Annotated in this window: 21 protein-coding genes; 10 read left to right on the forward strand and 11 right to left on the reverse strand. The window is 73.7% G+C overall.

Annotated features, from left to right (window positions below; translation table 11 throughout):
- Positions 1–67 precede the first annotated feature (67 nt).
- The 6 genes from MTP10_RS39365 (at position 68) to MTP10_RS39390 (ending at position 6610) form a co-directional block, all read left to right on the forward strand.
- Positions 68–1009: a ParA family protein gene (locus tag MTP10_RS39365; protein WP_310716701.1), complete on the forward strand. Its 942-nt coding sequence runs from the start codon at positions 68–70 to the stop codon at positions 1007–1009.
- The gene (locus tag MTP10_RS39370; RefSeq protein WP_310716703.1) at positions 1006–1869 is read left to right on the forward strand and encodes a segregation/condensation protein A; all 864 of its coding nucleotides are present in this window, start codon (positions 1006–1008) and stop codon (positions 1867–1869) included. Before MTP10_RS39365 ends, MTP10_RS39370 begins: the two co-directional genes overlap by 4 nt.
- 412 nt (positions 1870–2281) lie before the next feature.
- The gene (scpB, locus tag MTP10_RS39375) at positions 2282–2917 is read left to right on the forward strand and encodes an SMC-Scp complex subunit ScpB (RefSeq protein ID WP_397334580.1); all 636 of its coding nucleotides are present in this window, start codon (positions 2282–2284) and stop codon (positions 2915–2917) included.
- Entirely contained in the window at positions 2914–4995 is a 2082-nt protein-coding gene (locus MTP10_RS39380) for a pseudouridine synthase (protein WP_310716705.1), read from the forward strand. Before scpB ends, MTP10_RS39380 begins: the two co-directional genes overlap by 4 nt.
- A 71-nt stretch (positions 4996–5066) precedes the next feature.
- Complete coding sequence (gene aroH / locus MTP10_RS39385) at positions 5067–5426, forward strand: chorismate mutase (RefSeq protein WP_310716707.1); 360 nt, start codon at positions 5067–5069, stop codon at positions 5424–5426.
- A 53-nt stretch (positions 5427–5479) separates the two neighbouring features.
- Entirely contained in the window at positions 5480–6610 is a 1131-nt protein-coding gene (locus MTP10_RS39390; RefSeq protein WP_310716709.1) for a prephenate dehydrogenase, read from the forward strand.
- 55 nt (positions 6611–6665) lie between these two features.
- On the opposite strand, the gene MTP10_RS39395 is transcribed toward MTP10_RS39390, so the two are convergent.
- Entirely contained in the window at positions 6666–7667 is a 1002-nt protein-coding gene (locus MTP10_RS39395; RefSeq protein WP_310716711.1) for a glycosyltransferase, read from the reverse strand.
- Positions 7664–8503, reverse strand: a complete 840-nt coding sequence (locus MTP10_RS39400) for a glycosyltransferase (protein WP_310716712.1) — start codon at positions 8501–8503, stop codon at positions 7664–7666. The genes MTP10_RS39395 and MTP10_RS39400 overlap by 4 nt, the downstream gene beginning before the upstream one ends.
- 211 nt (positions 8504–8714) lie before the next feature.
- On the opposite strand from MTP10_RS39400, the gene cmk reads away from it, so the two are divergent.
- The 3 genes from cmk (at position 8715) to aspS (ending at position 12483) form a co-directional block, all read left to right on the forward strand.
- Positions 8715–9452 carry a (d)CMP kinase gene (gene cmk, locus MTP10_RS39405; RefSeq protein ID WP_310716714.1) on the forward strand — a complete coding sequence of 246 codons (738 nt, stop codon included), beginning with the start codon at positions 8715–8717 and terminating at the stop codon, positions 9450–9452.
- Between the two features lie 32 nt (positions 9453–9484).
- Positions 9485–10891 carry a ribosome biogenesis GTPase Der gene (gene der / locus MTP10_RS39410; RefSeq protein ID WP_310716716.1) on the forward strand — a complete coding sequence of 469 codons (1407 nt, stop codon included), beginning with the start codon at positions 9485–9487 and terminating at the stop codon, positions 10889–10891.
- A 320-nt stretch (positions 10892–11211) separates the two neighbouring features.
- A complete protein-coding gene (aspS, locus tag MTP10_RS39415; RefSeq protein ID WP_310716718.1) occupies positions 11212–12483 on the forward strand; it encodes an aspartate--tRNA(Asn) ligase in 1272 nt (423 codons plus the stop codon).
- 47 nt (positions 12484–12530) lie between these two features.
- Here the strand turns inward: aspS and MTP10_RS39420 are convergent, their stop codons facing one another.
- The 5 genes from MTP10_RS39420 to MTP10_RS39440 all read right to left on the reverse strand — a co-directional run bounded on the left by MTP10_RS39420 (position 12531) and on the right by MTP10_RS39440 (position 16232).
- The gene (locus MTP10_RS39420; protein WP_310716719.1) at positions 12531–14132 is read right to left on the reverse strand and encodes an MFS transporter; all 1602 of its coding nucleotides are present in this window, start codon (positions 14130–14132) and stop codon (positions 12531–12533) included.
- A 19-nt stretch (positions 14133–14151) separates the two neighbouring features.
- Positions 14152–14799: an LppX_LprAFG lipoprotein gene (locus MTP10_RS39425; protein WP_310716721.1), complete on the reverse strand. Its 648-nt coding sequence runs from the start codon at positions 14797–14799 to the stop codon at positions 14152–14154.
- Positions 14800–14891: 92 nt separating this feature from the next.
- Positions 14892–15350, reverse strand: a complete 459-nt coding sequence (locus MTP10_RS39430) for a MarR family transcriptional regulator (RefSeq protein ID WP_310716723.1) — start codon at positions 15348–15350, stop codon at positions 14892–14894.
- 87 nt (positions 15351–15437) lie between these two features.
- A complete protein-coding gene (locus MTP10_RS39435; RefSeq protein WP_310716726.1) occupies positions 15438–15614 on the reverse strand; it encodes a hypothetical protein in 177 nt (58 codons plus the stop codon).
- Positions 15615–15623: 9 nt separating this feature from the next.
- Positions 15624–16232, reverse strand: a complete 609-nt coding sequence (locus MTP10_RS39440; protein ID WP_310716728.1) for a 4'-phosphopantetheinyl transferase superfamily protein — start codon at positions 16230–16232, stop codon at positions 15624–15626.
- 183 nt (positions 16233–16415) lie between these two features.
- On the opposite strand from MTP10_RS39440, the gene MTP10_RS39445 reads away from it, so the two are divergent.
- On the forward strand, positions 16416–17837 hold the full coding sequence (locus MTP10_RS39445; protein ID WP_310716730.1) for an FAD-binding oxidoreductase: 1422 nt from the start codon (positions 16416–16418) through the stop codon (positions 17835–17837).
- Between the two features lie 52 nt (positions 17838–17889).
- On the opposite strand, the gene MTP10_RS39450 is transcribed toward MTP10_RS39445, so the two are convergent.
- The 4 genes from MTP10_RS39450 to MTP10_RS39465 form a co-directional block, all read right to left on the reverse strand.
- A complete protein-coding gene (locus MTP10_RS39450) occupies positions 17890–19290 on the reverse strand; it encodes an alkaline phosphatase family protein (protein WP_310716733.1) in 1401 nt (466 codons plus the stop codon).
- Positions 19287–20408: a metabolite traffic protein EboE gene (eboE, locus tag MTP10_RS39455; RefSeq protein ID WP_310716735.1), complete on the reverse strand. Its 1122-nt coding sequence runs from the start codon at positions 20406–20408 to the stop codon at positions 19287–19289. Before eboE ends, MTP10_RS39450 begins: the two co-directional genes overlap by 4 nt.
- A complete protein-coding gene (locus MTP10_RS39460) occupies positions 20408–21259 on the reverse strand; it encodes a TatD family hydrolase (RefSeq protein WP_310716737.1) in 852 nt (283 codons plus the stop codon). The genes eboE and MTP10_RS39460 overlap by 1 nt, the downstream gene beginning before the upstream one ends.
- A gap of 19 nt (positions 21260–21278) precedes the next feature.
- A partial coding sequence (locus MTP10_RS39465; RefSeq protein ID WP_310716739.1) for an EboA domain-containing protein occupies positions 21279–21738 on the reverse strand: 460 nt, incomplete at its 5' end.

Genomic DNA, 21738 nt, shown 5'->3' on the forward strand with positions numbered 1-21738 from the left:
TTTAGTGATGACGCCATAGTGTCCGTCCGGACGGTCCGGTTCGGGATCGTCAGGGAGGTTCGAGCTGGTGACTGTGAAGACCAACGGTTCGACCCCGGGGACCCCCGACAACCCCTGGGGTGACACGAAGACCGACACGCCTTCCACCGGCGTGAACCTGGGCCCGACCAGGCGCCCGCGCCCGGTGTTCCCGGAGCCCGTGCCGCCGGAGGTCCACGGGCCGGCGCGGGTCGTCGCGATGGTCAACCAGAAGGGCGGGGTCGGCAAGACCACCACCACCATCAACCTGGGCGCCGCGCTCGTCGAGTACGGCCTCAAGGTCCTGCTCGTCGACTTCGACCCGCAGGGCGCCCTGTCGGTGGGCCTCGGCATCAACCCGCTGCAGCTCGACCTCACGGTCTACAACCTGCTGATGGAGCGCAACGTCACCGCCGAGGACGTGCTGCTGGAGACCGGCGTCGAGGGCCTCGACCTGCTGCCCAGCAACATCGACCTGTCGGCCGCCGAGGTCCAGCTCGTCACCGAGGTCGCCCGCGAGCAGGTGCTCGGCCGCGTGCTCAAGCCGCTGCTGCCGCACTACGACGTGTGCCTCATCGACTGCCAGCCGTCGCTCGGCCTGCTCACCATCAACGCGCTCACCTGCGCCCACGGCGTCATGGTGCCGCTGGAGTGCGAGTTCTTCGCGCTGCGCGGCGTCGCCCTGCTCATGGACACCATCTCCAAGGTCCAGGAGCGGCTCAACGAGGACCTCGAGATCGAGGGCCTGCTGGCGACCATGTACGACGCCCGCACCCTGCACGGCCGCGAGGTGCTCGCCCGCGTCGTCGAGGCGTTCGGCGACAAGGTCTTCCACACGGTGATCAACCGCACCGTCCGCTTCCCCGACGCCACCGTCGCCGGCGAGCCGATCACCACCTTCGACCCGTCCTCCCTCGGCGCCAGCGCCTACCGTGAGCTGGCCCGCGAAGTGCTCTCGCGCTGGCCCGCGCCTGCCACAATGGCCAGGTGACGTCAGAGCGGGGGAGCGCCGTCCACGACGGGGACCAGGCCGCGAAGGCCGGGTTCCAGGTCCACCTGGACGTCTTCGAGGGACCGTTCGACCTGCTGCTGGGGCTGATCGCCAAGCACAAGCTGGACATCACCGAGGTGTCCCTGTCCCAGGTCACCGACGAGTTCATCGCCTACATCCGCTCGCGCGGCCCCGAGTGGGACCTCGACCAGACCAGCCACTTCCTGCTGGTCGCGGCCACCCTGCTCGACCTCAAGGCGGCCCGGCTGCTGCCCTCCGGCGAGGTCGAGGACGAGGAGGACCTCGCGCTGCTGGAGGCCCGCGACCTGCTGTTCGCCCGGCTGCTCCAGTACAAGGCGTACAAGGAGGTCGCCAAGGTCCTCGCCGCCCGGATGGCCGACGAGGCGCTCCGCTTCCCGCGCGCCGTGCCGATGGAGCCCCGCTTCGCCGAGCTCCTGCCGGAGCTCATCCTCGGCATCGGCCCCGAGCAGCTCGCGAAGATCGCCGCCAGGGCGTTCACCCCCAAGCCGCCGCCCACGGTCGGCGTCGGCCACATCTACCAGCCGTTGGCCAGCGTCCGGGAGCAAGCCGCTATCCTGGTCCAGCGCCTCAGGCGCATGCGCCGGGCCACCTTCCGGGCCCTGGTCGCCGACTGTGACGGCACCTTCGAGGTCATCGCCCGCTTCCTGGCCGTCCTGGAGCTGTTCCGCGAGTCGGCGGTCAGCTTCGACCAGGTCGAGCCGCTGGGCGACCTGCACGTCACCTGGACGGGCAGCGACGAGGGCGACGTCGCGGTGGGCGACGACTACGAGGAGAGCGCGCGAAGCGCGGAGAGCGCGGAGAAGGCTGCTGATGACTGACGACCGCCCCGGCGAGCACCCGGACGAGCACCCGGACGATCGGCCGGATGATCGGCTGCGGGACCACTCCGGCGGGCCGATGGACGCCCGCGCCGACGACGGGCCGCCCCAGCCGCGCAGGTCTCCGGAGACCCCGCTGCCGGCCTGGATGACCCTGCCGGGCTCCCTCGCCGCCCCCCAGCCCCGCACCCCGGCCCCCGCCTTCGACCCGTCCCCCGAGCCCGACCCGGCCCCTGTCTTCGACCCGTCTCGCGAACCCGATCCGGGCCCTGTCTTCGACCCGTCTCGCGAGCCCGATCCGGGCCCTGTCTTCGACCCGTCCCCTGAGCCTGCCCCGGCCCCTGAAACCGACGCGGCCCCCGTCTTGGACCCGGCCCGCCAGCCCGACCCGGCCCCCGAGCCGTTCGCCGACATGTCGGCCGTGGACGAACCGTGGGACGAACCGGGTCCTCCCCTGGGTGAGGGCCCGGAGGCGGAGGCCGGGGAGGAGCCGGACGGCGGGCCCGCGCCGAGCCTCAGCGCCGCGCTCGAAGCCATCCTCATGGTCGTGGACGTCCCCGTCCCCGAGGTGACGCTGGCCCAGGTGCTCGAACGCCCCACCCACGAGGTGGCCGCCGCCCTCAGATCGCTGGCGGCGGAATACACCGACGCCGGACGGGGTTTCGATCTGAGAGAGGTCGCAGGAGGCTGGCGGTACTACACGCGTGCCGACTGCGCGCCGCTGGTCGAGCGGTTTGTCCGCGACGGCCAGCAGACGCGGCTGACCCAGGCCGCGCTCGAAACACTCGCGGTCGTGGCCTACCGGCAACCGGTGAGCCGCGCCCGTGTCGCCGCCGTACGCGGTGTCAACAGCGACGGCGTCATGCGGACGCTCGTCGCACGGGGGCTGGTCGAAGAGGCCGGCACCGACCCGGAGAGCCAGGCAGTGCTCTACCGGACAAGCTCATACTTCCTTGAACGTCTGGGACTCAAAGACCTCAGCGAGCTCCCCGAGCTGGCTCCGTTCCTCCCGGACGACGTGGAAAACCTCGAGGAGACAACAAAGTGATCAACAGGCGCAGCACCCCGTCCGGTGATGGACGCGGTCGAGGACGCACCGGCGGCTTCACCGGCCGCGGCGGGCGTCCCGCCTTCCGCTCCGACGACTCTCGCGGCGGTTCCGGCCGCGACTCCCTTCGCGCCGACCGCGGCGGCAGCCGCGCCCGGTACGGCGACTCCACCTCCCGCGACCGCACCGGCGGCGACCGCGGTGGCTTCCGCTCCGAGGGCCGCGAGGGCGGCGCCCGGCCGGAGGGCCGCGACAGCGGCTTCCGCAGCCGTGAGGACGGCTTCCGCCCCGACCGGCGCGACTCCGACCGGCGCGACTCCGGCAGCCGCAACTCTGGCGGCCGTGACTCCGGGGGCCGTGACTTCGGCAGCCGTGAGTCCGGGGGCCGTGACTTCGCCCGGCGCGACTCGGACCGGGGTTTCTCGGACCGCCGCGACGACCGCCGCGACGACCGCCGCGACGACCGTGGCGGTTTCCGTTCGGACCGCCGGGATGACCGTGGTGGTTTCCGCTCCGACCGTGGCGACGACCGTCCGGGTCCCCGCCCGGCCGGCCGCGACGATCGTGGCGGTTTCCGTTCGGACCGCCGGGATGACCGTGGTGGTTTCCGTTCCGACCGTGGCGACGACCGTCCGGGCCCCCGCTCTGCGGGCCGCGACGACCGTGGCGGTTTCCGTTCCGACCGCCGCCCCACGGACCGTGGCGGTTACGGCGACCGTTCCGGTTCCGGTGACAGGCCGCGTTACGGCGACCGTTCCGGTTCCGGTTCTGGTGACAGGCCCCGTTACGGCGACCGGCCCGGGTCCGGTTCCGGCGACAGGCCGCGTTACGGCGACAGATCCGGCTCCGGCGACAGGTCCGGTTACCGCGACAGGCCGGGCTACGGCGGCGGCCACCGAGACGACTCCCGCACCGACTCCCGTGCCGAGTCCCGCACCGACTCCCGCGGGGACTCCCGTCCCGGGTTCCGGGCCGATCGCAGCGGCCGGCGCGACGACTCCGCTTCGTCCACCCGCGCCCGCTTCGGCCGCCGTGACGAGCCGCGCGGCTCCCGCGGCGGTTTCGAGACCATCGGCCGTCCCACCTCGGGAGGCCGTCCCACCTCCGGGGGCCGTCCCTCGTACGGTGGCCGGCCCGCGGGCGGCGGCGCACGGCGAGACGGCCAGGGCGGCTACGGCGGCCAGGGCGGTTACGGCGGCAGCCGTGGCTCCCAGGGGACGGGCAGGACCGGCCAGCCGGCCGACCGTGGCGGCGACGCGCCGCGCGACCGGTTCAAGACGGCCCGCCAGCCCGTGCGCGACCGCAACTTCTACCCCGAGGGCTACACCGACGAGCGCGACACCACCGAGGTCCCCGACGGCGTGCGGCTGCAGAAGGTCCTCGCCCAGGCGGGCGTGGCCAGCCGCCGCGCCTGCGAGGAGATGATCGGCGACGGCCGCGTCACCGTGAACGGCCAGGTCGTGCGGAGGTTCGGCGCCAAGGTCGATCCCGCCGCGCAGGTCATCCACGTCGACGGCAAGCGCATCCCGACGGCCCCTGACCTCGTCTACTACGCGCTGAACAAGCCCATCGGCGTCGTGTCCACCATGAGCGACCCCCAGGGCCGCCCGTCCCTGGCCGACTACGTCGAGGAGCTGGCCCCGCGCCTGTTCCACGTGGGTCGGCTCGACACCGAGACCGAGGGCCTGCTGCTGCTCACCAACGACGGCGAGCTGGCCAACCGGCTGACCCACCCCAGCTACGGCGTCCTGAAGAAGTACTGGGCCAAGGTGCCGGGTCCCATCCCGCGCGACCTCGGCCGCAGGCTCCGGCAGGGCATCGAGTTGGAGGACGGCCTGGTCAAGGTGGACGGCTTCACGATCGTGCAGGAGCACGGCCAGCAGGCGCTGGTCGAGGTCGTGCTGCACGAGGGCCGCAAGCACGTGGTGCGGCGCCTGCTGGAGGTGGCCGGCCACCGGGTCATCGACCTGGCCAGGATCGAGTTCGGGCCCGTCAAGCTCGGCCGTACCAAGCCCGGCACCATCCGCGCGCTCACGCTCAAGGAAGTGGGCGAGCTGTACGCAGCCGTGAAGCTGTAACCTGATCAGAACGCAGGAGCCCGTGCGGAGGTCCGCACGGGCTCCACCGCTTATAGAGGGGACGGATCACAATGGTGCGGGCGATCCGCGGGGCGATCCAGGTGGACGCCGACAGCCGTGACGCGATCATCGAGGGGACGACCGAGCTCGTCGCCGCGCTGATGGAGCGCAACCAGCTCACCACCGACGACGTGATCAGCGTGCTGTTCACCGCCACACCCGACCTGACGGCCGAGTTCCCGGCGCTGGCGGCGCGTAAGCTGGGCTTCCATGAGGTGCCGCTCATCTGCTGCACCGAGATCGGCGTGCCGGGCGCGCTGCCCCGCGTGGTACGGCTCATGGCGCACGTCGAGACGGACAAGCCGCGCTCGGAGATCCAGCACGTCTACCTGCGCGGCGCGATCGCCCTGCGCCAGGACATCGCCCAGTAGCGGCGCCCTCCCACCCGGCCCGGATCACCCGGAACACGACCCAGGACATCGACATGGCCTCCGAACTCCGCACCGTGCTCGTCGTCGGCACCGGTCTCATCGGCACCTCCGTGGCGCTGGCGCTGCGCGGGCACGGGGTTCGCGTGCTGCTCTCCGACCGCGACCAGGGCGCGATGCGCCTGGCGCGCGAGCTGGGCGCGGGCGAGGAATGGCAGCCCCAGCCCGCGACGGCCGCCGGCGCGGGCGGCGCGGACGGCGTGACCGGTGCCGGGAGGGCGGATCTCGCGGTGATCGCGGTGCCGCCCGCTCACGTCGCCACCGAGCTGCTCGCCCTCCAGCGGGCCGGCGCCGCCACCCACTACACCGACGTGGCCAGCGTCAAGGCCGTCCCCATCGACGGGGCCCGCCGGCTCGGCTGCGACCTGGGCGCGTACGTCGCCTCGCACCCGCTGGCCGGGCGGGAGAGGTCCGGTCCGGGGGCGGCGCGGGCCGACCTGTTCCTGGGCCGGCCCTGGGCGCTCTGCCCCACCCCGGAGAGCTCCCCGGAGACCAGGGCCGCGGTGCTGCGCCTGGTGGAGCTGTGCGGGGCCAACCCCGTCGAGGTACACGCCGACGACCACGACCGGGCCGTCGCCGTGGTGTCCCACGCGCCCCACGTGACCGCCTCGGCCGTGGCGGCCCGCCTGGCCGACGCCTCCGAGGTGGCGCTCGGGCTGGCCGGGCAGGGCGTGCGCGACGTCACCCGGATCGCGGGCAGCGACCCCGGGCTGTGGCTCGGCATCCTGGCCGGCAACGCGGCGCCCGTCGCCGAGGTCCTGGAGGCGGTCTCGCGCGACCTGTCCGAGGCGGCGTCCGCGCTGCGCGCCATGGCCGGCGGCGACGGCACCGCCTCCGGTGAGATCACCCAGCTCCTCAAGCGGGGCGTCGCGGGCCACGGGCGCATCCCGGGCAAGCACGGCGGTCCCGCCTCCTCCTACGTGATGGTCCAGGTCGTCATCGGCGACCGTCCCGGCCAGCTCGCCAAGCTGTTCCAGGTGTGCGACGAGGTGGGCGTCAACGTCGAGGACGTGCGGCTGGAGCACGCGCCGGGCCTGCCGCTGGGCATCGCCGAGGTGTCGGTCCAGCCGGACGCCGCGCCGGTCCTCACCCGGGCCCTGCACGAGCGGGGCTGGCAGGTCCCCTGACCGGCCCGCCCGGCCCTCCGGACGGCCGTCTTGCCGTACCCGGACGGCCTGTGGGTCAGGAGACGTAGCGGCGGGCCCGCGAGGTGGCCTGGGCCTGCTCCAGGCTCGCCAGGCGGACCTCCACCCGCTCGGGGACCCTGCGGCGTTCGGCGAGCACCCACGGCAGGCCGCGCAGCGCGTCCAGGGCCGCGAGCGTGGAGACGCGGTCGTGCGGCACGGTCCGCGCCAGGTGCAGCGTGCGGCGCATCGCCGCCCGCACCGGGCGGCGCAGCCAGGTGAACCAGAGCGTGTTGCGCAGCCCCACCCGCCTGCGGGCGTGGGCGTCACGGTTCCTGGACGCCTCGTGGTGGACGGTCAGCTCCTCCAGATAGCACAGCTCCCAGCCGGCGGTCGCCAGGTCGACGGCCAGCAGCTCCTCCTCGCCGCCCAGCCACAGCCGCCGCGAGAACCCGCCGCACTGCAGGAACGCGTCCCGGCGCACCACCGACGCGCCCGCCAGGAAGCTGCCCAGCGCCGGTCCGGGCAGCCAGGACGGGCCGCGTACGGGGGAGTCGCGCAGCTCCGGCACGATCGGGTCCTCCCGGCTGCCGGGCTCGGCGAGGATGCGGGCCGTGACGACCGCCAGGCGCGGGTGCGCGTCGAGCACGTCGGCGGCGCGGGCCAGCGAGCCGTGCTCCCACCAGGTGTCGTCGTCGGCGAACGCCACGTACGGCGTGTCCAGCCGCTGCACGCCGATGTTGCGGCCGACGGCGCCCAGGTTCTCGCGCAGCGCCACCACGTCCGCCCGGGGGTACGCGGCGGACACGGCCTCGGCGGTGCCGTCGTCCGAGCCGTTGTCGACCACCACGACCTTCGGACGTTCGGGGAGGGCGAGCAGCCGGCCGACGGACCTGAGCACCTCCTCGCGCCTGTTCCAGGTGATGACGACGGCGCCGACCCGCGCGTCCGCCGCCGCGCACCCCCGGCCGTCTCCGGTTCCGGTCGCGTGCTCCCTGCTCTTCCAGGGGCCCGTCGGGCCTTCGTCGTCTCCTGGCCCCGGCGCGTGGCGCGGGCTCATCGGCGGTCCTCCAGCAGCCGGCGGGCCCGCTCGACCGCCGGGGGCAGCGCGCGCCGCTGTGCCAGCGCCAGCGGCAGCCGGGGAACGGCCGTGCGCAGCCCCCGCCAGCCGCGCGGGCCCTGGCGCAGGGCCGCCAGCGAGCGCCGGGCGACCACGCTCCACGGGCGGCGCAGCACGGCCGTGAGCACGGAGTTGCGCGTGGCGAGCTCCCTGCGCCCGCGCGGGTCCCGCGACGGGGACGGATGGTGGTGGGCCACCACGTCGTCGACGTAGGCGAGCCCCCAGCCCTTCGCGGCCAGGTCCATGGCCAGGCGTTCCTCCTCGCCGAAGAAGAAGATGACGTCGTCGAACCCGCCGGCCTCCAGGTATGCGTCCCTGCGCACCACCGCGCCGCACGCGAGGAAGCCCAGCACGCTCGGGCCGGGCAGGTCCGGGTCGTGGCCGAGCGGGGAGCGGGCCATCTCCTCGCACACCGGGTCGGGGCGCTCCTGGGGGCCGACGAGGACGCGGGCGGCCAGCACGGCCAGGCGTGGGTGCGCGTCGAGGACGTCCGCCGCCCGTGCCAGCGCCCCGGACGCCCACCAGGAGTCGTCGTCGGCGAAGGCCACGTACGGGGTCCGCGCCATGCGCACGCCCACGTTCCGGGCCGGCGCGCCCAGGTTCCGGCCGGCCTCGACGACGGTGACGCCGGGGAAGTGGCGGCGGACGAAGCCGGGGCTGCCGTCGGTGGAGCCGTTGTCGACCAGGATGACGGGGCGTGGGTGGTGGGGGAGGGACCCGGCCAGCGCGCGCCGTCGATTCCTGGTGGCCACCACCACCGTAACCCGTTCGACCATGTACGGTCCCTAACCGGAATGCCGCCCCTTACTCGTCATACGGCCCCTTACCGGACTGCCACGGCTCTGTGGTCCTACGGCCTCCTCACCGGCCGTCCCGGCGGCGCGCTCCGCCAGGCGCGGGGGGACGCGGGCGGACGCCGGAAGGGGCGCGAGGCGGTAGCCTCTTGAGGTCGAGCAAGAGCCTTGAGAGCGTGAAGAAGGAGAGGCCGTGGCCGGTCTGGTCGTCGCCATGGACGGCCCTTCGGGGTCGGGCAAGTCGAGCGCGTCGCGCGGGGTGGCCAAGGCCCTCGGCCTGCGTTACCTCGACACCGGCGCCATGTACAGGGCGATGACCTGGTGGGTGCTGGAGCAGGGCGTGGACCCGGCCGACGCCGACGCGGTCGCGGCTCGGGCCGTCGAGCCCGAGATCGTCTCCGGCACCGACCCCGACGCCCCGTCGATCCACATCGACGGCGTGGACGTGGCGGGGCCGATCCGGGGCGCCCAGGTGACCGGCGCCGTCTCGCTGGTCGCGGCGGTGCCCGAGGTGCGGGCCCGGCTCGTGGCCCTGCAGCGGCGGATCATCGGCGACGGCGGCATCGTGGTCGAGGGCCGTGACATCGGCACGGTCGTCGCGCCCGACGCGACGCTCAAGATCTACCTGACGGCCAGCGCCGAGGCCCGCGCCCAGCGCCGCCACGCGGAGCTGTCCGGCGCCGCCGAGCCCACCGCGACCACGGGGCCGGCGACGACGGTCGAGGCCCAGCAGGCCGAGCTGGCCAGGCGCGACAGGCTCGACTCGACACGCAAGACCGATCCACTCTCGATGGCGGATGGCGCCGTCGAGCTCGACACCACCGCGCTGAACCTGGAGCAGGTCATCGCGGAGGTGCTGAGACTGGTCGAGGAGCGGAGCGGTTCCGCGGCGCGGAGCGGCTCCGGCGGCCAGCACTACGAGCGCGCCTGAACAGGTGCGGGACTCACTAAGGATGAAACATCGTGTCTACGGGGGACTGGGTCGAGGCTGATCTCGACGACCTCGCACTAACGGAAGAGCACGACGACAGCGGTCCGCTGCCCGTCGTGGCCATCGTCGGACGGCCGAACGTGGGCAAGTCCACGCTGGTCAACCGCATCATCGGCCGCCGGGAGGCGGTCGTCGAGGACGTGCCCGGCGTGACCCGGGACCGGGTGACCTACGAGGCCAACTGGCGCGGCAAGCGCTTCACGGTCGTCGACACCGGCGGCTGGGACCCCGACGCCACCGGCATGGGCCTGCGCATCGCCGAGCAGGCGCAGGTCGCGGTCGAGCTGGCCGACGTGATCGTGTTCGTGGTCGACGCGACCGTGGGCGCGACCGACTCCGACGAGATCGTCGGCTCGGTGCTGCGCCAGTCGGGCAAGCCGGTCATCCTGGCCGCCAACAAGGTCGACAACCAGCTGATCGAGCTGGAGGCCGCAGCGCTGTGGTCACTCGGCCTCGGCGAGCCGTACCCGGTCTCGGCCCTGCACGGCCGTTCCAGCGGCGACCTGCTGGACGTGGTCCTCGACGCGCTGCCGGAGACGCCGCGCGAGACGTTCGGCACCGAGCGTGGCCCCGCCCGGGTGGCGCTGCTCGGCAAGCCCAACGTCGGCAAGTCGTCACTGCTGAACAAGCTCGCCGGCGAGGAGCGGGTGCTGGTCGACCCGATGGCCGGCACCACCCGTGACCCGGTGGACGAGCTGATCGAGCTCGGCGGGCGCACCTGGCGCTTCGTCGACACGGCCGGCATCCGGCGGCGCGACCGCGAGCTGCAGGGCGCCGACTTCTACGCGGCCATGCGCACCCGGGCCGCGCTGGAGCGCTCGGAGGTGGCGGTCGTGCTGATCGACGCCAGCGAGCCGCTCACCGAGCAGGACCTGCGCATCATCGGTCTGGTGATCGAGTCGGGCCGCGCCATGGTGGTCGCGTTCAACAAGTGGGACCTCGTCGACGAGGACCGCCGCTACTACCTGGAGAAGGAGATCGACCGGCAGCTCGTCCGCACCCCGTGGGCGCTGCGGGTCAACATCTCCGCCCGCACCGGCCGCCACGTCGACCGGCTCGTCCCGGCCCTGGAGAAGGCGCTGGAGTCGTGGTCGACGCGAGTGCCCACGGCCAGGCTCAACGCGTTCCTGACCGAGCTGGTGCAGCAGACGCCGCCGCCGGTCCGGGGCGGCAAGCAGCCGAAGATCCTGTTCGCCACCCAGGCGTCGGTGGAGCCGCCGAAGTTCGTGCTGTTCACCTCGGGGTGGCTGGAGGAGACGTACCGGCGCTTCATCGAGCGGCGCATCCGCGAGGAGTTCGGCTTCGCCGGGTCGCCCATCGAGGTGACGATGAAGATCCGCGAGAAGCGCAAGGGCGGCGCCTCCCAGCAGAAGAAGTGACGGCCCGGCCCCCGCGACCCGGCAGCAATCGCGTTGCCTCGTCGCGGGGGCGGCGGCTAACATCCACGGCTAACACGTTGACGGAGACGAGTAGCCGGAAGACCGCGCGGGCAGAGAGAGCCGCCGGCAGCTGCGAAGGCGGCCCCGTGCCTCCCGGCGAAGACACTCCCGAGTGCGGGGAGGAAATGCCCCGCCGGCCTGACCCCCGTCATCGGGTCACGGAGGCCGTCCCGTCCGGGGCGGCGAAAGTGCGGTGGCACCGGGAGCTCCCTTCTCCCCCGCACTCCCAAGGGATCACACACGTCCTCCAAGGAGCAGTGATGATCTCTCGTGTCCTGTCGGCGCAGCTCAAGGAGCACGCCGGCCAACGAGTGACGATCGCCGGATGGGTCCATCGCCGCCGGCGGCTGAAATCCGTGTCCTTCCTCCTCGTCCGCGACCGCCGCGGCGTCGCCCAGGTCGTCGTCCCGCCCGGGACGGCGCTCCCGCCCGAGGAGAGCGTCGTGCACGTCACCGGCCTCGTGACGCCCGACGCGCACGCGCCAGGCGGGGCCGAGCTCACCGAGCCCCGCATCGAGGTGCTGTCGGAGCCCGCCAAGGCGCCGCCGTTCGACCTGTACCGGCCCGTCGTCCCGGCCGCCCTGCCGGCCGTCCTCGACCACGCGCCCGTCGCGCTGCGGCACCCGCTGCTGCGCGCGCCGCTGGAGATCTCGGCGGCGAGCGTGGCCGGGTTCCGGGCGACGCTCGACCGGCTCGGCTTCACCAAGATCCACACCCCGAAGCTCGTCGCCTCGGCCACCGAGTCCGGCGCGAACGTCTTCACCGTCGACTACTTCGGCCGTCCCGCCTACCTCGCCCAGTCGCCGCAGTTCTTCAAGCAGGCGATGGTCGGCGTGTTCGAGCGGGTCTACGAGGTGGGGCCGGTGTTCCGGGCCGAGCCGCACGACACCGCCCGCCACCTGGCGCAGTACACGAGCCTGGACGCCGAGCTGGGGTTCGTCCGCGACCACCGCGACGTGATGGCCGTCCTGCGCGAGGCCCTGGCGGGCATGCTGGAGTCGGTACGGCTGCGCGCCGCCCCCGCCGTCGAGGCCCTGGCCGCCGCGCTGCCCGAGGTGCCGGCCGAGATCCCGGCCGTCCACTTCACCGAGGCCAAGCGCATGAGCGGCGAGGACGGCGAGCCGGACCTGTCGCCGGCGCAGGAGCGGTGGCTGTCGGAGTGGGCGCTGCGGGAGCACGGATCCGAGTTCCTGTTCGTCACCGGCTACCCGATGGTCAAACGTCCCTTCTACACGCATCCCGACCCGGCGCGTCCCGGCCACTCCAACGGGTTCGACCTGCTGTTCCGCGGGCTGGAGCTGGTGACGGGCGGGCAGCGGCTGCACCGTCACCAGGACTACCTGGACGCGCTGGCCGCCCGCGGCGAGGCCGTGGAGCCGTACGAGGGGTACCTGCGGGCGTTCGAGCACGGGATGCCGCCGCACGGCGGGTTCGCGATCGGCCTGGAACGCTGGACGGCCCGCCTGACGGGCGCGCCCAACATCCGCCAGGCGGCGCTGTTCCCGCGCGACCTGCACCGCCTCTCGCCCTGACGCGCCCTCCCGTCCAGACGCACCCTCTCGCCTGACGCACCGGCCGCTCAGGCGCCGCGTCTGGGCATGAAGAGGGCGACCACGGCGCCGATCAGGCACAGCACCGCCGTCACCAGGAACATCTCGGTGTACTCCAGGTGCAGCGCGGCGTCGACCCGGGCCAGGTAGTCCGCCATCCTGCGGGCGTACACCGCCGGGTCGACGCCGAACGGCAGCGGCGTGTCCAGATGCGCCGTCAGCGACTGGAACCGGTAGAACCCCCAGGCCGACACGCCCGCGATGCCGATCAGCATGCCCATCATCCGGGCCACCACCACGGCGGCCGAGGCCACGCCGTGCTGGGCGGCCGGCGTGACGCGCAGCACGGCCGCCGACACGGGGGCGATGACCAGGCCCAGGCCCAGTCCGGCGACCACCAGGTCGGCGCTCATCTGCGGACGGGCGCCGGCCAAGTCCAGCGGCCAGCGGCTCATCAGCGCGTACCCCACGGCGGCGACCAGCAGGCCCGTCACGGCGACGGAACGGTCACCCAGCCGGCGCGCCAGCAGGCCGCCGGCGACCGCGCCCACGGGCAGCGCGATCAGGAACCAGCCCAGCACCTGCGCGGCGGCTTCCAGGGCCTCCATCTCCAGCAGCGTCTGCGCGGTGAACTGCACGAACACCATGGTGACCAGCAGCGCCGCGCCGGTCAGGAAGCTGGCGCCGAGCGTGGCCAGCAGCGGCCCCTTGCGGGTGCCGGACAGGTCGAGCAGTCGTACGGGGGAGCGGATCTCCCACCGGACGAACGCGGCCCCGGCCAGCAGCCCGGCGGCGATCAGCGGCAGGCCCCAGGGCGGGAGGACGGCCTTGGCGGGGTCCGGGTTGTAGAGGCCGGCCACGAGGAGGGCCAGGGCGAGCGCCAGCAGCGCGCCTCCCATGCCGTCCACCCGCCCCACGGCGCCCGTGCCGTCCGCGCGCTCCACAGCTCCGGTGCCGTCCGCCCGTACCGCTGGGGGAGAGGGCGGGGGGACGCAGCGGTGCACCGCGACGGCGGCCAGGGCGGCGAGCGGGACGTTGATCCAGAAGATGGCGTGCCAGCCGCCCAGCTCCACCCCCAGGAACGAGGTGCGGGGCAGTGCCGCCAGCAGCCCGCCGTACAGGGGGCCGAGGGCGCTGCCCAGCTCCTGCGCCGCACCCACGGCGCCGAGCGCCATGGGCCGCTCCCGCTCGTCCCACAGGTCGCCGATGAGCGCCATCGTGATGGGCAGCAGCGCGCCGCCCGCCACGCCCTGGACGGTCCGGCCGGCGACCACCATGGCCTCGCCGGCCGCCAGCGCCGTCAGCACCGAGCCGAGCGCGAACGCCGCCAGGCAGGCGTGGATGAGGGGCCTGCGGCCGTACCGGTCGGAGAGCCGGCCCAGCAGCGGCATCGCCGCCACGTACCCCAGCAGGAACCCCGTGACCACGGGCGTGGCCCGCTCCAGGCGGTTGACCGGGATGCCGACGTCCTCGGCGATGTCGATGAGGACGGTCACGACCACGTAGGCGTCGAGCGCCGCGAGCAGCACCACCGCGCCGCCGACGCCGAGCGCGACCCGGCGGGCCGCCTTCGCCGGACGGTTCTCGTCACTCCGGACCGCCGGGTCCTCGCCGGCCGGTCCCGTCGTCAAGGAGCCCACTCCGCCGGCCTCAGCCCGCCGGCGGCGGCGTGATCGTGACCGGCGCGTCGTAGTCGCTGAACGCGACCGTGACCGTGCCGTCCTGCAGCGGCAGCTCCACCTTCCGCAGGCGGCTCGTCGCCTTGTCCACCCAGAGGGTCCCGTTGACGCCCTGGGTGACGCCGGGCACCATCGTGCCGAGCACCTGGCCGGAGAACGTCGTCGCCACCCGGTAGGCGCCGTCCTCCTCCGCCTCCACGCGCGGGTCGGCCGCGGTGGCCAGCAGCTGGGGGACGCCCTTGTCGTGGTCGAGGATGAGCGACGGGTCGTAGATCTGCGCCAGCTCCTTGCGCGTCAGCCGCTGGAAGCCGCCGGTCGGCCCCTTGAAGTGGACGGTGTCGCCGACGAGCGCGAACGTGATCTCCTGGAGACTGCCGAGCACCTCCAGCGTGAGCGTGCCGTCGGCGTCGCCCGCCGAGGTGAGACGGCCGTCGGCCTTCTTCAGCGGCACCTTCGGCTTGCCCTCGGTGGCGATGGAGAACGTGGCCGACGTGACCGTCTTCATGGCCTCCGACGCCTTCTTCATCAGGTCGGGCCCGGCGGGCAGCTCCGCGCCGCCACCCGACGAACAGGCCGACATGAGCGCGACAAGAACGACGAGCAGCAGCTTTCTCGGCATGAGCGGATCGTAGCGAGCGTCCGGATCAGCGTGCGGCGGTCACCGATATCGGTTGGGTGTCGGCGCTCGCCGCCCCGCCGTGCGGGGACGGGTCAGCGCAGCTCCTTGAGGTGCTCGACGATCGGCCGGTAGGCCTTCTCCAGGGCGTCGAGCTGCTCGTCGGTGAGCCGGTCGATGAAGTGCTCGCGCACGCCGGCCACATGGTCGGGCGCCACGCGCTGGATGGTGTCCCAGCCCTCGTCGGTCAGCACCGCGAACGTGCCGCGCCGGTCGTCGCGGCACTCCTCACGGGTGACCAGACCCTTGGCCTCCATGCGGGAGATCTGGTGGGACAGGCGGCTGCGTGACTGGATCGTGGCGTCGGCCAGGTCGCTCATGCGCATCCGCCTGCCGGAACTCTCCGAGAGGTTGACGAGGATCTCGTAGTCGTTCACGGACAGTGAGTGGGCCTGCAGCTCACGGTCGAGCCGATGCATGAGCAGCTTGTGCAGGGCCAGTTGGGTGCGCCAGGCACGCTGCTCGGCGGGGGAAAGCCAGCGGGGCGCGCTCATGATCTCCAATCTAGCGCACGCTCATCGATCCCACGGGCGATCGCCCGGCCCGGGCGCCGGTCCAGGCGTCCGCTCCAGACACCTGGTCTAGGCGAAGGCCATGACGATCGCGACGCCGACGACGTGCATGATCACGACGGCGGCGATGAGGAAGACGAACACGAACTTCGCCGGTCCGTGCTCGAAGGTCTTGCCCTCCTCCAGCGGCTTGCGCGCGGCCACGCGGTCCGCGATCCGCTCCTCCAAGGGCTTCCTGTAGAACATACGTCCAGTTTATTCGGAAAGCGGCAGTCTGCGGGCTGGGGCGTCTGTGATAACAGCCACCATGACGTCCGCCTCGGCCGTCCACTCCAGCACGTGGCGCCCCGCCCAGTCGATCTCCGCCGTCCGCAGCAGGTCCAGTGACAGCTCGCCGCGCTTGATCAGCGCCTCCTTGCGGGCCCACAGCCTGATCAGCTCGTCGTTGCGGGTGACCCCGGCACGCTCGCGCGGGGTGAGCGCCACCTCGGCCAGCGCCCCGTCGAGCGGGCCCGCGGGCACGCGCTCCGCGTCCACCCCCACTCGCCCGTCGCCGACCGCCGCGCAGACGTAGCCGCGCGTGTGGCTGAAGCTGACGCCCAGGGAGGGAGCCTGCTCGACGTACGGCCGGCCGTGGCCGGGGCCGTGGACGTCGCAGCGCTGGAGCAGCGTCAGCTCCTCCGGGCGCCGGCCGAGGGCGGCCGCGGCGCACTGCCGTACGAGCAGGTGGGCGGCGACGAACGCGGCGCGGTCGGCGTCGAACGCGAACCGCGCGGCCCGCTCCCGCTCGACCGGGGTGAGCCACTCCTCGGGGGCGCGCACCTCGTCGGGCCGGCCACCCATCGCCACAGGGCCGATCGTCACCTTGGTGATCTTACGATCCCCCGCCCGAGCCCGTACGGCCGCCCCCGTCCGCTGGGGCGGACGGCCGGGACGACGGGCATGACCAGGATTTCACCGGTCACCGGGACACGACGGGTTCGCCGAAAACTACGATGAGTTGACATTGACCGCCGGCTCTGGGGGAGGGCCGGCCGGGAGGGCGTCATGGTGCGGCTGATCAAACGTGAGCTGGAGACGCTGCGCGAGAGGTGCACGGGACGCGTGGTCACGGAGCAGGACCCCCGCTACGACGTCGCCCGCGCGCTCTGGAACGGCGCCGTCGACCACCGGCCGGCCGCGATCGTCCGCTGCACCGGCCCCGGCGACGTGTCGGCGGCGATCAGGTTCGCCCGCGAGGAGGAGCTGGAGATCTCGGTACGCGGCGGCGGCCACGACGTCGGCGGCTCCGCCGTGACCTCCGGCGGCCTCATGGTGGACCTGAGCGGGCTGCGCCGGGTGCGGGTGGACCCCGCCTCCCGCCGCGCCGTCTGCGAGGGCGGCGCCACCTGGGCCGACCTCGACGCCGCCACGCAGGCGCACGGCCTGGCCACGCCCGGCGGCACGGTCAGCCACACGGGTGTCGGCGGGCTGACGCTGGGCGGCGGGTTCGGCTGGCTGACCCGGATGCACGGCCTCTCGGCCGACAACCTGCAGTCCGCCGACCTGATCCTCGCGGACGGCCAGTACGTCCACGCCTCGGCCCGCGACCATCCCGACCTGTTCTGGGCCATCCGGGGCGGCGGCGGGAACTTCGGCGTCGTCACCGGCTTCACCTTCCGGCTGCACCCGGTGGGGCCCGAGGTTCACTTCGCGCTGCTGTTCTGGGAGGCCGAGCGCGGGCCGGAAGCGCTCCTGGCGATCGAGGAGGCGATCGCCGGGCTGCCCCGGCGTGCCGGGGTGCTGGCCGCGTACGGGCTGACCGCGCCGCCCGCGCCGTTCGTGCCGCCGCCGCACCGCTCCAGGCCCGGCCACGCGCTGCTGATCGCGGGATTCGGCTCGGCGGAGGAGCACCGGGCGACGGTGACCGGGGTCGAGGACATGCTGAGGCCGCTGTTCACGTACGCCGACGCCATGCCGTACCCGCGGCTCCAGGCGTTCCTGGACGCCACCGCCCCCTGGGGCGTCCACGCCTACGAGAGGGCGCTGGACCTCGCCGCGATCACCCCGCGGGTGGCGGCCACGCTGTGCGAGCAGGCGGCTCTCAAGGGGTCGGCGATGACGTTCATGCCGTCGTTCCGCCTCGACGGGGAGTTCTGCGCCGTGGACGACGCCGCCACCGCCTACGGCGGGTCCCGCCTGCCGCACCACACGCTCTGCTTCACGGCGCTCACGCCGTCGCCCGAGGCGCTGCCGGCGGAGCGGGCGTGGTCGCGGGCCGCCTGGGAGGCGGTGCTCCCGCACGCCATGGGCGCCGGCTCCTACGTGAACTTCCAGGTGGAGCGGGAAGCGGACCGGGTACGGGCGGCGTACGGGGCGGAGAAGTACGGGCGGCTGGCGGCGGTGAAGGCCGTCTACGACCCGGACAACGTCTTCCACCTCAACGCCAACATCCGCCCGGCCCGCCGCTCCCGGCACCGCGCCACCTGAGCCGGGGGACGATGCCCACCGTCTGAGCACCGCTGTGCGCACCGGCCGGGGCCTAGGGTGTACGGCCGAGGAGGAAGTCCTTCACCTCGGTCGCCGCGAGGTGGTCGCGGGCGGCGGACCGGTCGGAGCACAGCAGCACGGGCCCGTCCGCCGGATCGCGGGGGAGCAGGCCGTGGGAGCCGCGGACGGCGCCGGCGCCCGCGTCGAGGCCGACGACGTCCATCACGTAGCGCATGCCGGCCTTCTTCCTGAGGAGGGCCAGGGCCGCCCGCCGCCTGGCCCGTCCCGGGCCGGCCGGGTCGAAGAACAGCTCGGCCGGGTCGTAGCCAGGCTTGCGGTGGATCTCCACGAGGGGGGCGAAGTCCGGCGCCCGGGCGTCGTCGAGCCAGTAGTAATAGGTGAACCACGCGTGGGGATCGGCCAGCAGCACCAGCTCGCCGGAGCGCGGGTGGCCGAGGCCGCGGGCCGTCTTGTGCTCCTCGCCGAGCACCTCCGCCACGCCGGGCAGGGCGGCGCAGAGCCGCGCCACGGCCGGCACGTCGGCCGGGTCCCGTACGTAGACGTGGGCCACCTGGTGGTCGGCCACGGCGAAGGCGCGGGAGGTCCACGGGTCCAGGTACTCCATGCCGGCCTGCGTGTGGACGTGGAGCAGGCCCTCCGCGCGCAGCAGCCGGTTGACCGCGACCGGCCGGGACACGTCGGTGATGCCGTACTCCGACAGGACGGTCACCGTCGTCCCCCGGTCGAGGGCGGCGTCCAGCAGCGGCGCCAGCACCCCGTCCAGCTCGGCCGCGGCTGCGGCCGAACGGGGGTCGCCGGGCCCGTACCGCTGGAGGTCGTAGTCGAGGTGCGGCACGTAGGCGAGGGTCAGGTCGGGGTCGCGGGTCGTCATGACGTGCCGGGTGGCCGCGCAGATCCAGGCAGAGGAGGCGATGCCCGCCCCCGGCCCCCAGTAGGAGAACAACGGGAACGGGCCGAGGTGCGCGGTCAGCTCGTCGTGAAGTCCGGGAGGGTAGGTGTAGCAGTCGGGTTCCTTGCGGCCGTCGGCGTGGTAGATCGGCCGTGGGGTGACGGTCCAGTCGACGTCGGCGCCCATGGCGTACCACCAGCAGATGTTGGCCACGGTGAAGCCGGGCCTGCGCCGGCGGGCGGCCTGCCAGACCTTCTCGCCACGGACGAGGGCGTTGTGCTGGCGCCACAGCAGCACCTCGCCCAGATCGCGGAAGTACCAGCCGTTGCCCACGATGCCGTGCGCGGAGGGAGGCAGCCCGGTCAGGAACGTCGACTGGACGGGGCAGGTGACGGCGGGCAGGACGGTGCCGAGCCGGGCCTGGAAGCCGGTCCCGGCCACCGCCCGCAGGCGGGGCATGTGGGCCAGCAGGCGGGGGGTGAGCCCGACCACGTCGAGGACGAGATGCGAGGCGCCGCGCGCGCTTCCCTGTGGAGAGGTCATGGGCGAACTCCCAGACGGTGGAGTTCGTCGCGGGCGAAGGCCAGCTCGGCGGCTATCCCCGCCGCGAGCTCCTGCGAGGTGCGGGGACGATGCGCCGGCGGCAGCACGTTCCAGGTGTAGGTCTCCACGTCGTAGTGATCGCACGCCCCGTGGGCGACCAGCTCGGCCAGGGCCTCGCGGAGCACGCCCGTCGTGGCCGACAGCGGCGGCTCGGGCCGCAGGTGCAGGGGCACGTGGTAGTGCACCCGCCAGGGCGCCGGGAGGCCGGCCGCCAGCGCCTGGCCGAGGTCGTCGGCCGCCCCGCCGTCGGGGTTGCGGGTCTGGTGCAGGAAGCGCGGCTCGGCGTACTCCCGCAGCGCCGCGGGCTCGGCGCTCTCCAGAGCGGCCGACAGCTGGACCTTCACCAGCGGCAGGCCCGCCCCCCACAGCGTGCGCAGGGCGTCGGCCGGCCGCTCCCAGGCGCACGCCAGGTGGGCCAGGTCGAGGCAGATCCCGAGCCGGTCCGTGTCCACCCCGGCGAGGCGGGCCGCGGCCTGGGCCGTCGTCTCGATGACGCAGCCGGGCTCCGGCTCGAAGCCCACCCTGATGACGCGCCCGGTCGCCGCCTCGATTCCGGCCAGCCGCTTGGCCAGCTCGTCGAGCCGCCGAGCGGCCCGCCCGGCCATGCCGGTGTCCCAGGGCTCGCGCCAGGCCAGCGGCAGCGTCGAGATCGAGCCGCGTACGGCGTCTGCGGGCAGCAGGTCGGCCAGGACACGGGCCAGGTCGAGCGTGTACGACAGCCGCTCCCGGCTGGTCCAGTCGGGCTGGTAGACGGCGTGCTTGACGACCGGGTCCTGGAACGACCGGTAGGGGAAGCCATTGAGGGTCACGACCTCCAGCCCCCGGGCGGCCAGCTCGCGGCGCAGCCGCCGGCGACCCGCGGGGTCGGCGGCCAGCCCGGCCGCCATGGGCGCGGCCAGCCACAGGCCCAGGCCGAGCACGGGCGCGTCCAGCCGTTCGCGGACGGGCACGGCGAACTCGTCCAGTTGCGCGACGACGCCACGGAGGTCCTCGGCGGGGTGGACGTTGGTGCAGTAGCCCAGATGCAGGACGCGCCCGGCCGGGTCGCGCAGCCGCATCAGCTTCCTCCGCGCAGGATCGAGTTGCCCTGGAACGCCGGCTCCGCCTGGTCGGCCTCGGACAGGTCGAGCCGGCCCGACTGGCCGAAGAACTCCACAGGATTGCGCCACATCACCTTGTCGACGTCGTCCTCGTCGAAGCCCGCCGCCAGCATGGCTCGCGCGGTCTCCACCGTGAGCAGCGGGTCGGACCTCCCCCAGTCGGCCGCGGAGTTGACCAGCATCCGCTCCATCCCGTGCCGGCTCAGGATCTCGACCATCCGGGGCGGCGACATCTTGGTCTCAGGGTAGAGGGAGAAGCCCATCCAGCAGCCGGACTCGTGCACCTGGCCGACGGTGAGCTCGTTGAGGTGGTCGACGAGGACCCGACCCGGCGGGATGCCGGAGGCGGCCACCACGTCGAGGGTCCGCCGAGTCCCCCGGGCCTTGTCGCGGTGCGGGGTGTGGACCAGTGCCGGCAGGCCGTGCTCGACGGCGAAGGCGAGCTGCCGGGCGAACGCGTCGTCCTCTTCGGGCGTCATCGAGTCGTAGCCGATCTCGCCGACCGCGACCACGCCGTCCTTGTCCAGGTAGCGGGGGAGCAGGTCGAGCACCGGCCGGCAGCGGGGGTCGTTGGCCTCCTTGGGGTTCAGCGCGATCGCGGCGTGGTGGCGGATGCCGAACGATCCGGCCCGGTACGGCTCCCAGCCGAGCAAGGAGTCGAAGTAGTCGACGAACGAGCCGGGATTGGTACGCGGCTGGCCCAGCCAGAAGGCAGGCTCGACGACGGCGCGGATGCCCGCCGCCGCCATCCTCCGGTAGTCGTCGGTGGTGCGCGACGTCATGTGGATGTGCGGGTCGAAGATTCGCATCAGGCCTCCCACTGCCGGATCAGCCGGTCCGGCTTCGCTGGATGAGACGGTCGAGGAGGGCGGCGGCGTCGGCGGGCATGGTGCGGCCGGCGGCGGCGCGCTCGGCGGCGAACCCGGCGAGCATGGTGGCCAGTTCCGCGTCGGCCCGCTGGGCGAGACCGTGCACGCCGTCGAGCGGCACCCCGGTGAACACGCACTTGAGCACGGCCTGCCGCCACGTTGCCTGGTCCAGGTGCCGGGCGGCAGGGCCGAGCGCGGCGGCCAGGAGCCGGGCGTCGTTGGTGCGGATCGCGTCCTCCAGCAGCGGGACGACCTCCGCCCCGACCGGCAGCAGCGGCAGCGCCTTGAGCACGGCCAGCTTCTCCTCGGCGGTGGCCTCGGCGTACAGGAGAGAGAGCCGTTCGGCGAGTCCCTCCGCGGGCAGCGCGGCCAGCAGCACCGCCCGGGCCGCCTCGTCGGCCCGCCAGCCGCGCGCCCCG

Source organism: Nonomuraea sp. 3-1Str (assembly GCF_031570565.1).
Lineage (GTDB): Bacteria > Actinomycetota > Actinomycetes > Streptosporangiales > Streptosporangiaceae > Nonomuraea.